12 protein-coding genes and 1 pseudogene are annotated in these 14,075 nt (G+C 65.7%); 7 read left to right on the top strand and 6 right to left on the bottom strand.

Annotation, left to right across the window (positions count from 1 at the left end; all coding sequences use genetic code 11):
- A complete protein-coding gene (locus ACZ303_RS29885) occupies positions 1-1,215 on the bottom strand; it encodes a cytochrome P450 (RefSeq protein ID WP_467343602.1) in 1,215 nt (404 codons plus the stop codon).
- A 146-nt stretch (positions 1,216-1,361) separates the two neighbouring features.
- Between ACZ303_RS29885 and ACZ303_RS29880 the strand changes: the two genes are divergently transcribed.
- Positions 1,362-1,574, top strand: a complete 213-nt coding sequence (locus ACZ303_RS29880) for a tryptophan 2,3-dioxygenase family protein (protein ID WP_467343622.1) — start codon at positions 1,362-1,364, stop codon at positions 1,572-1,574.
- A gap of 22 nt (positions 1,575-1,596) precedes the next feature.
- Here ACZ303_RS29880 and ACZ303_RS29875 read toward each other — a convergent pair whose 3' ends face one another.
- Positions 1,597-2,022, bottom strand: coding sequence for a helix-turn-helix domain-containing protein (locus ACZ303_RS29875; protein WP_467343601.1), 426 nt, complete (start codon positions 2,020-2,022; stop codon positions 1,597-1,599).
- A gap of 273 nt (positions 2,023-2,295) precedes the next feature.
- On the opposite strand from ACZ303_RS29875, the pseudogene ACZ303_RS29870 reads away from it, so the two are divergent.
- From ACZ303_RS29870 to ACZ303_RS29850, 5 genes and pseudogenes are all read left to right on the top strand, one after another.
- Positions 2,296-2,661 (top strand): annotated as a pseudogene (locus tag ACZ303_RS29870) (helix-turn-helix domain-containing protein); the annotation flags it as partial.
- 723 nt (positions 2,662-3,384) lie between these two features.
- Entirely contained in the window at positions 3,385-3,996 is a 612-nt protein-coding gene (locus ACZ303_RS29865) for an XRE family transcriptional regulator (RefSeq protein ID WP_467343600.1), read from the top strand.
- A 17-nt stretch (positions 3,997-4,013) separates the two neighbouring features.
- Positions 4,014-4,601, top strand: a complete 588-nt coding sequence (locus tag ACZ303_RS29860; RefSeq protein ID WP_467343599.1) for a toxin-antitoxin system, toxin component — start codon at positions 4,014-4,016, stop codon at positions 4,599-4,601.
- 149 nt (positions 4,602-4,750) lie between these two features.
- Entirely contained in the window at positions 4,751-5,938 is a 1,188-nt protein-coding gene (locus ACZ303_RS29855) for an MAB_1171c family putative transporter (RefSeq protein ID WP_467343598.1), read from the top strand.
- The gene (locus ACZ303_RS29850) at positions 5,931-7,370 is read left to right on the top strand and encodes an FAD-dependent oxidoreductase (RefSeq protein WP_467343597.1); all 1,440 of its coding nucleotides are present in this window, start codon (positions 5,931-5,933) and stop codon (positions 7,368-7,370) included. The genes ACZ303_RS29855 and ACZ303_RS29850 overlap by 8 nt, the downstream gene beginning before the upstream one ends.
- A gap of 540 nt (positions 7,371-7,910) precedes the next feature.
- On the opposite strand, the gene ACZ303_RS29845 is transcribed toward ACZ303_RS29850, so the two are convergent.
- The 4 genes from ACZ303_RS29845 to ACZ303_RS29830 form a co-directional block, all read right to left on the bottom strand.
- Positions 7,911-8,810 carry an NAD(P)/FAD-dependent oxidoreductase gene (locus ACZ303_RS29845; protein WP_467343596.1) on the bottom strand — a complete coding sequence of 300 codons (900 nt, stop codon included), beginning with the start codon at positions 8,808-8,810 and terminating at the stop codon, positions 7,911-7,913.
- 69 nt (positions 8,811-8,879) lie between these two features.
- Positions 8,880-11,267 carry an ATP-binding cassette domain-containing protein gene (locus ACZ303_RS29840; RefSeq protein ID WP_467343595.1) on the bottom strand — a complete coding sequence of 796 codons (2,388 nt, stop codon included), beginning with the start codon at positions 11,265-11,267 and terminating at the stop codon, positions 8,880-8,882.
- 80 nt (positions 11,268-11,347) lie between these two features.
- Positions 11,348-12,160, bottom strand: a complete 813-nt coding sequence (locus ACZ303_RS29835; RefSeq protein WP_467343594.1) for an ABC transporter permease — start codon at positions 12,158-12,160, stop codon at positions 11,348-11,350.
- Positions 12,161-12,165: 5 nt separating this feature from the next.
- Complete coding sequence (locus ACZ303_RS29830) at positions 12,166-13,179, bottom strand: ATP-binding cassette domain-containing protein (RefSeq protein WP_467343593.1); 1,014 nt, start codon at positions 13,177-13,179, stop codon at positions 12,166-12,168.
- 142 nt (positions 13,180-13,321) lie between these two features.
- Between ACZ303_RS29830 and ACZ303_RS29825 the strand changes: the two genes are divergently transcribed.
- On the top strand, positions 13,322-14,074 hold the full coding sequence (locus ACZ303_RS29825) for a TioE family transcriptional regulator (RefSeq protein WP_467343592.1): 753 nt from the start codon (positions 13,322-13,324) through the stop codon (positions 14,072-14,074).
- The last annotated feature ends 1 nt before the right edge of the window (position 14,075 follow it).

Genomic DNA, 14,075 nt, shown 5'->3' with positions numbered 1-14,075 from the left:
TCAGCGGCCCACGAAGGTGACGGGCAGGGTGCTGTAGCCGTTGAGGAAGTTCGAGTAGACACGCTCAGGCGGCCCGGCCAGCTCGATCCGGGAAACGGCGCCGACCAGCGCCGTGAGCAGTGCCTGCAGCTCGGCTCGTCCCAGGTAGGCCCCGAGACAGAAGTGGGGCCCGTGGCCGAACGACACGTGCTTGTTCGGGTTGCGCGCTACCCGGAATTCACGCGGCCGGTCGAACTCCCGCTCGTCGAAGTTGGCGGAGATGCCCCACAGGGTCACGATGTCCCCCGCGCGCACCTGCCGACCACAAAGCTCCAGGTCCTCGGTGGCGGTACGGGCGAAGTGCATGGCAGGCGTGGCCCACCGCAGCACCTCTTCGACCGCGATGTCGACCGCTACGTCACCGTCGCGCACGGCACGCCACTGGTCGGGGAAGTCCGCGAACGCCTTGACCGCGCAGATCGCCGACACCCGCGAGGACTCGTCACCGCCGAGGATCAGGCTGTAGCAGTTGAGCGCGACGTCCTCGATGGACAGCGGCTCGCCGCCGACGATAGCGGCGGCGATCATGCTGACCACATCGTCACCGGGGCGGGCGCGGCGCTGCTCGGCCAGGTCGGTGAGGTACAGCAGGATCTCGTTACGGGCCTCCAGCGCGGCGAACGGGTCGGCGTCGGCCTCGTCGGAGGACAGGGCATTCTTGTTCCACCGCAGCAAGTCCGGTCGGTCTGCTGGCGGGATCGACAGCAGGTCGCAGATCGTGCCCATCGGAATGTGCTCGGCGACCTCGGTGGCAAAGTCGAAGGTTCCAACCTGGGTCACCTGCCGGATCAGCTCGTCCGCGCGGCGGTTGACCCGCTCCGCGACGTCGCCGAGGACGCGGGGGGAGAACGCGCACAGCATGAGGTTGCGCAGTTCACGATGGCGCGGCCGGTCGGCGACCGCGAGCATCCGGCCGCCGGCGGAGTCGTCGCCGCGAAGCAGCACGTCCAGCACGGTGCCGCGCGCCGAGCTCAGCCTCGCCGCATCGGTGTAGGCCGCGACGACGTCGGCATGCCGCGAGACCACCCAGAAGCCGGGGCGGTTCCCACTGCCTGAGTGCCAGTAGACGGGGTCGCGGTCGCGTACTTCGGCCCAGAATGCGTGCGGGTCGTTGCGTACGAACGTCGTAGGGTCGGTGAGGTCGAGCGTGGTGGTGCCGGCCGTGGGCGGGCTCATCAAAAACCTTCCGTCCGGGATCCGTAGATACGGCAGAGCGGCGATTCGTACCGGTGCTCGCACGGTCACAAACTGCAGCGGCAGCCGGGGGCGCATCTGGCGCAGTTCTGTCGGAATGAGGTGCCGATCCGTTCGGCAGACGGGAGATTGGAGCCGAGACGAGCAGGCGCATCGCTGACAGCCTGCTCGACGTGGCCAACGGCTACTGGCGGTGGAAGATGACCCACCTGGCGCTGTTCTCGAAGATGGCGGGAACTCGCAACGGCACCGGCGGCAGCACTGGCGTTGAGCACCTGGCACGCCGAGTCGCGGTGCCGTTCCCCCGGCTATGGGCGCAGGTCCACGAGAGGCTGCCGTAGGAGAGCCCAGCCGCCTCTCGCCTCAGTGGGGCGCCGCGTGATCCAGCATGTAGCCTCGCCCCCACACAGTCCGTATCGACAGGTCGATCGGCAGGAGCCGACGGCGGAGACGCATGATGTGCAGGTCGAGAGCGTTCCTGTTGAGCGCTGGCGTCCGCGTGGCGAAGCGCTGCGTGAACTCGATGCGGTATACAACCTTGCCGAAGCGGTCGATGAGCAACCGCATCAGCTCCGTCTGCGTGGTGGAGATCGTGATGGAGTGACGGCCGAAGCTCAAGGTTCCGGTGGAGTCGATCGTCGGCACCCGGCGGCTGTTGAAGCGGTTCTGTAAGGCTCTGACACGCGCCTGCAGGTCATCCCGGGACACCGGAGGGCGAACCCAGTCCTCGACCGAGTCGTTGCTGATCGGTGGCTGCGCACCTCCCTCGACGACGAGTAATCTCGGCACTCCGTCTTGCCGACATCGGGTCCTCAAGTCCGCCTGCACAGGCCATCGGACGAATATGACGTCGGAGCTCCTGATACTCACTAGCAAATCATCCCCTAATTTCTCGCGAAATCTTGTGGCGTCGCTGGCACTAGCAACGCCCCCCGGGCATCGGGTCTCTCGAGGAGTTAAGCAAGCGCTGTTCTTCGCGGGATCCACTCTGTTCTGCATCAATGGCAACGCTCAGGAAGGGTTGTCCCGTAACTGCTTGTGGTGGGACACGTTGCTTCTGGTGTGGGTGGTGTGATCACGGCATCGAAGTGGTCCTGGGCACCGTTCACTGAGCTGAGCCCGCGGCAGTTCGGCAAGCTGGTGACTGCGCTGCGGCGAGAGGGGGTGGTCCCGGTACGCAAGGGCCGGCCTTGGAGTCTGCCGCTGAGGGATCACGTGCTGCTGGTCGCCGCATACTGGCGGACCAACTTGACGCTGCGGCAGCTGGCCCCGCTGTCCGGGGTCTCAAAGCCGGCCGCCGACCGTCTCATCGATCACCTCGGACCCTCGCTCGCACTGCAGCCCCGCAAGCGGTTCCGCAAGCAGAGCGTGCGGGTCCTGGACGGCACCTTGATGTTGCCCACGCGCGACCACGCAGTCACCAAGCAGCTGACGTGGCGGCACGATCGACGGGGCTGAGCGGTGGCCCATATCGATTTATCTCAACCGCCAGGGCGAGGCATCGCCCTCACTACTCTCGAAAATTTAGACATCGATGCGCTCCGAGCCTTTCAGCAAGGCGATGCGTATTATCCACAACACGCATCGTCGGTCGGTGAAAGATGGCTGGTGGCAGGGCATCGGCTAACCCTGCTAGCGTTCGAGCGCTGCTCCGCGCTCTCCCCCCGCCCAGGGTGAATCAGGGCGGCATCGGCATCGGACGGAGACCCTCAACGGGTACCGCATCAACGGCATCTCGTCCGACCTGGGGTGTGCCGGTGAACACGTGCAGTCAGCGTCCACTGACAGTTGGCAGTGGCCTTGTGAGTACGCTCTCCTGTTGAAAGGATCGGAAGAGATGACATTTGACCAGATATCTTCCGCTGTAATGCTCGGGCGTCAGTGGTGACAGACGGTTCATGGAGGGTCTCCCGAACGCGTTGGCATACGAACAGGAGGAAGAGCCACTCCATGCAGCGCACAAGGCAGGGGGTGGCCGGATTCTCCACCAGCCTTCCTCACGCCAGGCAACGATCCTGCAACTCACGTCATCGGTATGTCAACCACTCTTGCCGTCATTCTCAACTGGGCTTGAACTGACCTGGTCACATGGTGCTTGAGCTGACTACCGTCCTGACACTGCATCCCGCGCGACATGGAGGGAGAACGTTGGTGAAGGATCCGGACGCTGCCCTGGCCGAGACCCTGCGCCGGATCGACGTCCTTCTTCGAAAGTCCGGTAAGGCACGTGATGACGTGCTCCGTGTCGACGACCTCGCCCGTGAGACGGGGATGTCGCCACCAACTGTGTTGGCTCTGTTGGAGTGCCAGCACGTGCCGGAGGAGGGGTTCGGTGAGAGGATCCGCCGCCGGATCTTGCATCTGCGGGAGACACACCGCAGACCGGACGGTTCACGGTACTCCTACAGTGAGATCGGTGAGTCGTTCGGCTCGTCTGGGGCGGCGATCTCCGCAATCGTCAACGGTAAGAGCAAGAGTGGGCCGCTTGCCGCCACTCAGGCTGGGATCGAGAAGTTCTTTTTCGGCCAGGCCAACGGTTTTTTGTCAGCGGAGGATGTGCCTGCTCTCAACGCAGCACTCCAGCCGGTGCTGCGGCAGCTGGAGCGCGAGACTGACCCACTGGCCGAGGCATTGTCAGGGTACGGCGACATCCGGGGTATCGCGCTCCGGCAGGCACGTGACCTGCCGGAGGAGCGTTGGAACGTACTCAACGCAACTCTTAAGGCGCTGTTAGAGCTTGATGAGAGCAAAGGAGAGCAGTGAGGCCGGGGCCAAGGGCCATGAGACGACTCAATGGCCGGCTGGTTGCCGCGCTGGAACCCCCTGGCTGTGATGACGGCGTCCTCCGAGCTGTCGGCAAGGCCGTCGAACAGGTGCGGGGGCGTACCGTGCGGCTGCACGCGGTGGCGTTCCCGCCCGAGGCTGCCAGCGGGTTGTGGGTCAACCGCGCTACTCACGACATCATCGCCTACGAGATGCACACGGACCTGGAGCACCAGCTGGTGATCATTGGCCACGAAGCGTGGCATATGTTCGAGGGCCACTGCGGCTCTCTCACCGCTCATGAGCCAGCCGCCTCACGAGCCCTGGACGAGAGAGCGGCAGGTGCAGTTCGAGAGCTCGTGGCGTCGATCCCCGATGCCGACTCCACTGAGATATCGCAACTGGATCAGATGGATGTAAACCTCCACGTAGCCCTGCGAGCTGATGGCGTCGCCATGCGCCAGGAAGAGGAGGCCGAATCCTTTGGGGTCCGGTTCGCCACCCATATGCAAGCTGCCCTGGCCGAGGCCCGCCTTCCTGCCGACCTTGGGGACCTCGCCGGGCGAATCCAGGCTTCCATGACTCACCGTATCCGCCGTTCCTGAACGAGCCTACGAGAGCTGCCTCGCGCCGTTGACTCGCAGAATCTCGCCGGGCATATCTAGGGCCCTATGGCACATCGCTTTCGCCAGAGCTGGCCCTGGTCGGCGAATCCCGCCCGGCGTACCCACTACTGAGGGAGCAAAGCAGCAAGGTGACATCCGGACCCAGCAATATCGGCTCCTACACCTGCGGGACCATCCTTCTGCTGGTCTGCCTCCTAAAGCTCCACGCGCTGCTCAAGAGGCGGCACGACACGCTGTTACGCACGGCCTGCTCGCTCCTCCTCATCGGAGGGTGCCAGATGATTCTCGTCGCCCCGGCTTCCATCACCGCGCTCAACCGGCTCACTGGGATAACCAACGTCGCCGCTCCTGTTGCCTACTCGGTAGTGATCGCGTTCGCCGGGAACACTTTTGTGCTGATCTTCAACTGGCGGCCGGCGCCCCCGCAGCAGACCCGTAGGATTACGCGCTTGTGCGTGTTGGCTTCCAGCCTGGCCATCATTGCCGTCATCATTTTGTTCTGGGTCGGGCATGCTCCTGTGGAGCAAGTAGCCCTATTCGACGTCTATTACGCTAACACTCCGTATATCCGTGAGTTGATCGTCACCTACCTAGCAGCGCAAGGCGCGGCCATGATGGCCGCGAGCACACTGTGCTGGCGGTGGTCCAAGGACGTCCGCGGGTCGCTCCAGGCGGGCCTGCGAATCCTCGCTTTTGCTTTCCTGGTCATCGTGTGTCATGACGTCATGAGGCTGGTGGCGGTGACTGCACGCTGGTACGGTCACAATCTCGACTTCCTTGTCGACAAGGTCACTGTCCGGTCGGGCCCTCCCGTTGCCCTTCTCGGTGCCATTGGGTTCACTCTTCCTCTCGCTGGTCCCCGCGTGGCACAGACCACTCGGGCCGTACGGCAGTTGCGGCAGCTCACGCCACTGTGGCGAGCCCTCCAGCAGGTCCCCACCCCGGGTGCGCTCCGCGCGTCGCTGCCCTGGTGGCGGACTCCTCCAGCAGTGCTTCTCACCGCACGCAAGACGGCCCTGTACGACGCCATCCTCGCGCTGACTCCGTACTACGATCCCGCCGTCCGTGAGGCCGCCTACCGAGCCGCACTTCGAACCGACGACAAGTTCTGCGCCGCGGCCACCGCTGACGCAGCTATGGTCCTCGTTGCACGCGAGCGGCAGCGAACCGAATCCGAACAACTGCAAGATGTCACGCACGCTCCAGCACGGTGCACACGAGACCTGGTCCTGCTGTCCCAGGCGCTCACCTCGCCCGTACTGCCAGGCTTGCTGAGTCAGTTGGTGCCCTTGGAGGAAGCAGCCCGTCATGAGTAAAGCCTCGCTTCGCAGCCCTGCCCGTGTAGTCGTCGTCGGGGGCAGCATCGCCGGGATGCTCGCCGCGGCCGCCGTCAAAGACCATGTCAATTCCGTCGAGATCATCGAAGCCCACGAGCTGCCCGATGGACCCTGGCCGCGCGCAGGTGTCCCCCAAGCCGCTCACATCCACTTCCTGCAAACCGGTGGAGCTAAGGCAATCGAGAGCCTCCTTCCCGGCACCATCGACCTGCTGCTGGCCGCAGGCGCCCATCGCATACCTGTCACCACGAACATGGTCATCTGCTCTCCCGAGGGCTGGTACCGCCGCTGGCAGCGCGCCACCCACTACGTGATCACCGCAAGCCGGGACCTGACCGACTTCATCGTCCGCACACAGGTCCTCAAGGATCCCCGGGTCAGTGTCCGGACACACACCAAGGCCGTCGGACTGCTGGGCGACCGCCGCACTGTCACAGGCGTGCGGGTCCGCGCCGCCGACGGCCCGGAAACCGACCTGCGCGCCGACCTGCTCATCGACGCCTCCGGCCGGGCCACACGCCTGCCTCAGTGGCTCGCCCGACTGGGCATCACCGGCCTTGCGGAGGAACGCATCGACTCCGGCCTGGTCTACGCCAGCCGGATCTACCGCGCCCCGGTCCCCACCCGCGGGTGGCCTGTAGTCGGTGTGCAGGCCGACCCACGTCTGCCGGGGCCAGGCAACGCAGGCGGCATCCTGCCGATCGAGGGCAACCATTGGCACGTCAGCCTGATGGGCGCCCCCGGCGGGCACCCCACTCGAGACCTGGACGCCTTCGAACCCTTCGCCCGCACCCTGCGCCACCCCCTCCTGGCCGACCTCCTGGCGCACGCAGAGCCGCTCAGCGACGTCAGCGTCACCCACAGCACCGCCAACCGGCGCTATCACTACGAACGGCTCGCCCACTGGCCAGCGGGCCTTGTGGCGCTCGGAGACTCGGCTGCTGCCTTCAATCCTGTTTATGGACAGGGCATATCAGTGGCAGCGCAAGGCGCTGTCGTCCTGCGTGACCGGCTCTCCAACGGACTCGCTCACCATGCCCAGCGCGCCATCGCCCGCCCCATCAACAGCGCCTGGGCCCTTGCCGCCGGGCAGGACATCCATTTCTCCACTACCAAGGGAAAGAGCCCGAACCTCGCCCACCGGCTCCTGCACCGCTACGTCAGTCGCCTGTCCCGCACCGCAACAGGTTCCTTCCACACTGCCACGGCCCTGACTGACGTGTTGGCTCTTCAGGCCCCGCCCACCACACTCGTCCACCCCAGAATGCTGCTGGCAGCCTTACTCGGCCCCCTTCGCCCGCCGCTTGGCCGACCCCAGTTCACACCAGCCGAGCGCGAGCTGCTGAACAGTCTGGACAAGCATGCAGGATCTCCCAGTCACCGAGCTGACCCGATTTCGTGGAATCTCTGAAGTAAGTCCTCCGTTCCTGGCCCGAAGGAGATCACACAAGCAGTGTCAGCAGCGCCGAGAACCCGGACAGGGTTGGTGCACCGATGTCCCCGAGGTCCGCTCCATCAGCCGTCCATGCATGTCGCAAAGTATCACCCGTAAAGGGGCTAGCGCGGCTGAGTCCGCAAAGCCGAAGCGGACTGGCGTTAACGCCTTCAGTCGGGCTCTGGATCGGCTTGTGTGGGCCGACTACGGTGATTTTTCGTTTCCTTGGTGGGCGACTGCACAACCCACCTACTGGCTTTGTCTGGGTGTTGTCGTGGGGGCTGACGTGCGGTGATCGTTACGATATGCCGCGTGTATCCGCAAGGTGGTGGGCTGACTGCCGAGCGACGGGCTTTCCGGGAACGGACCCGTATCGAGGCGGCCGAGTTATTCGCTGCGGAAGAGCCCAGCGCGATGATCGCCAAAAATTGCTTCAGGTGAGTGTGCGTTCGGCCCAGCGATGGCACAAGGCATATGAGTCGGGCGGTGAGGATGCCTGCGGTCTGGCGGGCCGGGCTACGCGGAGTCGGCCATGACGAGGTCCATGGTGATCGCCTCGCCGGCGGTCACTCCGGCCGCCGCTGAGGAGGCGATCTGCGCCCTCGCATCGCTCGCGTTGCCTGCCACCCACACGCCGGGTACGGACGTGCGTCCGGTGGGATCCTCAACGGGCAGATAAGTGCCGAGCCCCATGGGCAGGTCGACGGGCTTGAGACCGAGCGGCCCTAGGAAGTCGGCGCGTGCCTCGACCCGGGTGTGCAGGGCCAGGCAGTCACGCGGGACGACCGTGCCGTCAGCGAGCCGGACGCCTTCGTCGGTGAACGACTGGACCCGGCCAGGAACCACCCGTACGTCTCGGGTGTCGAGCTGTTGCTGCTGCCTCGGGTCCAGGTCGACTGCGTCGTTCAGGAACAGCACCACGTCTTCGGTCCACTGACGCCAGAGCAAGGTGGTCATCACCACGGCGAGCGGGTCACCGAGGATGCCAATAGCGGACCCACGCGCCTCGTACCCGTGGCAGTGGGCACAGTGGTGCACGGTCTTCCCCCAGCGCTCTGCTAGGCCGGGAATGTCGGGCAGCACGTCGGTCAGGCCGGTGGCGACCAGTACCCGACGGGCGTCGACCACGTCGCCGTCGGACAATTCCACCCGGAATCCGGGGGCGGCCCCGGTGATGCTGGAGACCGTGCCGGTGCGGAACTCGACGCCGTATCGCTCGGCATCGGCGCGCCCGGCGGCCAGGAAATCACTCGGGGTGGCCCCTTCCCGCGTCAGGAAGTTGTGAACTCCCGCTGCGCCGGCATTGCGGGGTTCGTTCCTGTCGATGACGATTACTGACCGCAGGGCACGGCCCAGCACCACAGCGCCAGCCAATCCGGCGGGCCCCCCGCCGACGATAACCACGTCATGAGTCATGCAATGACGGTTTCATTGCGGAGAACTCAGAGCGCAGGTTATTGCGGAGTTCTGTCGTGCCGTATGCCGTCAACCGCTGGCGTACGCCGCGAGGTGCTCGCCGGTGAGGGTGGAGCGGGCGGCTACGAGGTCGGCGGGGGTGCCCTCGAAGACGACGCGGCCTCCGTCGTGGCCTGCGCCGGGGCCGAGGTCGATGATCCAGTCGGCGTGGGCCATGACCGCCTGGTGGTGTTCGATGACAACCACCGACCTGCCGGAGTCGACGAGCCGGTCGAGCATGCCGAGCAGGTGCTCGACGTCGGCGAGGTGCAGGCCGGTGGTCGGCTCGTCGAGCACGTAGATGCTACCTTTCTCGGCCATGTGCGTGACCAGTTTCATGCGCTGCCGTTCCCCGCCAGAGAGCGTGGGCAGCGGCTGGCCCAGCGTGAGGTAGCCGAGCCCGACGTCGACGAGCCGCTTGAGGATGACGACGGCGGCAGGCGTGCGTGCCTCGCCGGAGGCGAAGAACTCCTGTGCCTCGGTCACGGGCATGGCCAGCACTTCGCTGATGTCGCGGCTGCCGAGGAGGTACTTGAGTACGGAGCTCTGGAACCGCTTGCCCTCGCAGTCCTCGCAGGTGGCCGCGACGCCCGCCATGATGGCCAGGTCTGTGTAGATGACGCCCGCTCCTTTGCACGTGGGGCAAGCGCCTTCGGAGTTCGGGCTGAACAGTCCTGGCCTCACTCCGTTGGCTTTGGCGAACGCCTTGCGGATCGGCTCGAGCATGCCGGTGTAGGTGGCGGGGTTGCTTCGCCGCGAGCCCTTGATCGGTCCCTGGTCGATCGAGATCACGCCGTCGCGTCCCGCCACGTCGTCGATCAGCGAGCTCTTGCCTGAGCCGGCTACGCCGGTCACGACGGTGAGAACTCCGAGCGGGATGTCGACGTCGACGTCTTTCAGGTTGTGTTTGCTCGCTCCCCGTACCTCGAGCGTGCCCGACGGTGTGCGCACCTTGTCCTTGAGCGATGCCTTGTCATCGAGGTGGCGGCCAGTCAGCGTGCCGCTGGCCCGCAGGCCCTCGACGGTGCCTTCGAAGCAGACAGTGCCGCCCGCGGTGCCGGCGCCGGGGCCGAGGTCGACGACGTGGTCGGCGATCGCGATGGCCTCGGGCTTGTGCTCAACGACAAGCACGGTGTTGCCCTTGTCGCGCAGTTGCAGCAGAAGGGTGTTCATCCGCTGGATATCGTGGGGGTGCAGGCCGATCGTCGGCTCGTCGAAGACGTAGGTGACGTCGGTGAGCGCTGACCCCAGGTGACGGACCATCTTGACGCGCTGTGCTTCGCCGCCCGAGAGCGTGCCCGAGGCCCGGTCGAGGGAGAGGTAGCCCAGCCCGATGCTCACGAACGAGTCGAGAGTGTGCCCGAGCGATGCCAGAAGCGGCGCGACGGATGGCTCGTTCAGGCCGCGGACCCATTCGGCAAGGTCGCTTATCTGCATCGCGGAGGCGTCGGCGATGTTGACGCCGTTGATCTTGGACCCCCGGGCTTTCCCGTTGAGCCGGGTGCCGCCGCATTCGGGGCACGCCATGAAGATGACTGCTCGTTCCACGAAAGCGCGCATGTGTGGCTGGAGCGCCTCGATGTCCTTGGTGAGCAGCGACTTCTTGACCCTTGCGACGAGCCCTTCGTAGTTCGTGTTGTAGCCGCCGATCTTCAGCCGGGCCGGTTCGTGGTAGAGGAAGTCGTCGAGCTCCTTCTTGGTGTACTCCTTGATCAGCTTTGTGGGGTCGAGGAGCCCGGAGGCGGCGTAGAGCCGGTAGTTGTAGCTGCCGACGTGGTAGCCGGGGACGGTGATGGCGCCGTCCTCGAGCGACTTCGCGGCGTCGTAGAGCTGGTCGAGGTCGACATCGGTGACCGACCCCATGCCTTCGCAGCGCGGGCACATGCCGCCGGAGACGTCGAAGTTGCGCTGCTCCTCGACTTTCCTGCCGCCCTGCTCTACGGTGACCGCGCTCGCGACGCTGATCGAGGGGATGTTGAACGAATACGCCCGGGGGGAGCTCAGGCGCGGCTCGCCGAGCCGGCTGAACAGGATGCGCAGCATCGCGTTGGCGTCGGTGACGGTGCCGACGGTGGAGCGCGGGTTGTTGCCGATGCGCTCCTGGCCAACGAGGAGCGCCGTGGTGAGGCCTTCCAGCACGTCGACGTCGGGGCGCGACAGAGTCGGCATGAACCCCTGCACGAACGCGCTGTACGTCTCGTTGATCAGCCGCTGCGACTCCGCGGCGATCGTGTCGAACACCAGCGAACTCTTCCCCGAGCCGGACACGCCGGTGAACACGGTCAGCCGGCGCTTCGGGATCTCCACGTGGACGTCTTCGAGGTTGTTCTCCCGTGCCCCGAACACCCGGATGAGGTCGTGGGCGTCCGCGACGCGCGGCAGGTCGTCTTGGCTCTGTTCTATGGGCGCAGCAGTCATGGCGTCTCCAGGGATGTTGCGTAAGCGCCTCGAGTAGGCGTCGGCGGTGCGGCGTTTTTGGGGTGAGGTGCCACGGGCTTTCAGCGTGACTGCGAACCGTACTTGCGGACCGCGAACGGCGCGGAGACGAGGATGATGCCAGCTGACCAGGCGAGGGTCAGGAGGATGTCACTGCTGGCCGGGGTGCCGTTGAACAGCCCACGCAGCGAGTTGACCGCAGTGGTCATCGGGGTCTTGTCGGCGTAGACCTGGAGCCATCCCGGCATCGACCCGGTAGGCACGAACGCCGAAGAGAGGAAACTGAAGGGGAACATCCAGATGAGGCCGACCTGTTGGGCGGCCGCCGGGCTGCCCGCCGACACGCCGATGAAGGCACCGAGCCAAGACAGAGCGAGGCCGAAGAACAGCAACAGTGCCACGCCTCCGAGCGCCGGCAGGAACCCGCCAAGGAACCTGAACCCAATGATCAGGCCGACGACGACCATCACGACCAGCGACACGACAGTGCGGAGGATCTCCGACACGGTCCGGCCGACGAGCACGGAGGATCGGCTGATCGGCATCGAGCGGAAGCGGTCCATGATCCCGTCTTGCATGTCCATGGCCACTCCCATGGTGGTGCTGGCGACTGAGCCGAACAGCACCATCTGCACGAAGATGCCCGGCAGTAAGAACTGTGTGTAGTCGCCGCCGGGGACGTCCACAGCGCCCCCGAAAACGACGGTGAACAGCAGGATGAACATCACGGGCTGGACGAGCCCGAACATGATCAGCTGGGGGCTGCGCAGGATCTGGCGGATGTTCCGCTGTGCCATCTCGGAGGCGCCGGTGAGCCACCACCCGAGCCCTCGCCGGGGCGCCAGGGCGGCGCCGCCCTGGAACCCAGCAGTCATGACCATTACTGCCTACCTTTCTCCGGGCCCTGCCCCCGCTGTGCCGAGCCGTTGTGATTGTTCGAGATCGGCTCGGTGGAGTGACCGGTGACCGCGAGGAAGACGTCGTCGAGGGTCGGGCGCCGCAGGGCCACGTCGCCGACCGCGATCCCGGCGTCTTTCAACGGGTACAGGAGGTCGGCGATCGTGCCGCCGTCCGAGACGGGTGCGTGGAGCCGCATCGTTTCGAGGTCGACGACGGGCTCGACGCCGAGCTTGTCGCGCAGCACCTTCTTGGCTGTGTCGAAGGCTGCGTTGTCGATGAGCGTCACGTCGACCCAGTCCGGTCCTACGTCTGCTTTCAGTTGGTCGGGCGTGCCGTTCTTGATGACCTTGCCGTGGTCGATCACTGAGAGCGAGTCGGCGAGTTGGTCGGCTTCCTCCAGGTACTGCGTTGTGAGCAGCACGCTGGTGCCTTCCTCACAGAGCTCTCGTACCAGGCTCCAGACTTGGATGCGGCTGCGTGGGTCGAGTCCGGTCGTGGGTTCGTCGAGGAAGAGCAGCCTGGGCCGTGCCATGAGGCTCACGGTGAGGTCGAGCCTGCGACGCATGCCGCCCGAGTAGGTCTTCACCTGACGGTCGGCCGCTTCGACGAGGTCGAAGCGTTCCAGCAGTTCGTCCGCCCGTGCCACGGCATCGCGTTTTGACAGCCCGAACAGCCTGCCGAACATGCGCAGGTTCTCGCGTCCGGTCATCATCTTGTCGATCGCGGCTTCCTGGCCGGTGAGGCCGATGGTCGCACGGACGCGCCAAGCGTCCTTCTCGACGTCGAGGCCGAATACTTCCGCCTTGCCTTCATCGGGTGTGAGCAGCGTGCTGAGGATGCGCACGACGGTCGTCTTGCCGGCGCCGTTCGGGCCGAGCAGGCCGTGGATGGTGCCTTCGGGCACGGTGAGCTCGAGGTTGTCGAGCGCGGTCACGGGACCGCCCTTGGACTCGAAGCGCTTGGACACGCCGGCGACTAGAACTGCTGCAGGCATGGGCGAACCCCCCTCTTGTCATGTTCCGCGGAGCCGAGCGGCTGTGATCTCCTGGTGAACATGACCTCAAATATACAGCTGAACATCGTAGTTAAACTTGGAGGCGGGATTTCCGCAGTGGATGGCGGTAAAGTTTAAAACCGTGAAGAAGCTACGCCCGGTCGACCTCGCCCGTGAGCACAACATCACGCCCCAGGCGGTTCGCAACTATGAACGTGACGGACTCATCCCGCCCGCGCAGCGCACCCCGGCCGGCTACCGCATCTACACCGAGGTGCACGCCGCGGCCCTGCGCGCCCATCTGGCACTCGTCCCCGCACACGGCTACGCGACCGCCCGAGAGATCATGCGCGCGCTCAACACGGGCCACCTCGACGCCGCGCTGACGGCGATCGACCGCAGCCATACCCAACTCCTGCGCGACCGCGAGACTTTGGACGCGGTCGGCGAAGCCGTCGCACATCTGACTCCGGCGCCGGACACCGAGTCCCCTGCTCATGGGCGCCGCCTGGCCCTCAGCATCGGGAAGCTGGCAGACCGCCTCGGCGTGACCGCCGCGACCCTGCGCAACTGGGAAGACGCCGGCATTCTGGTCCCCCAGCGCACGGCCGGTCACCGTACCTATGGCGCGGACGACGTCCGAGACGCTGAGCTCGCACACCTTCTGCGACGCGGCGGCTACCCGCTCGAGCAGATCTCGACTGTGGTCGAACAGGTCCGCACCGCCGGCGGCACGCGGGCGCTCTCGGCGGCGCTGGAGGACTGGCAGCAACGGCTGACCGCGCGCGGCGTCACGATGCTCGACGCCGCCAGCCAACTCGCCGATTACGTAGCGGTCCTCGATGTCGCCCAGCCAGCACAGATCCGGCGGCCCGCGACCACGGCAGAGGTGTGAG

It is taken from the genome of Streptomyces sp. NPDC023527 (assembly GCF_055560115.1).
This window is presented reverse-complemented; position numbering and strand designations above follow the sequence as displayed.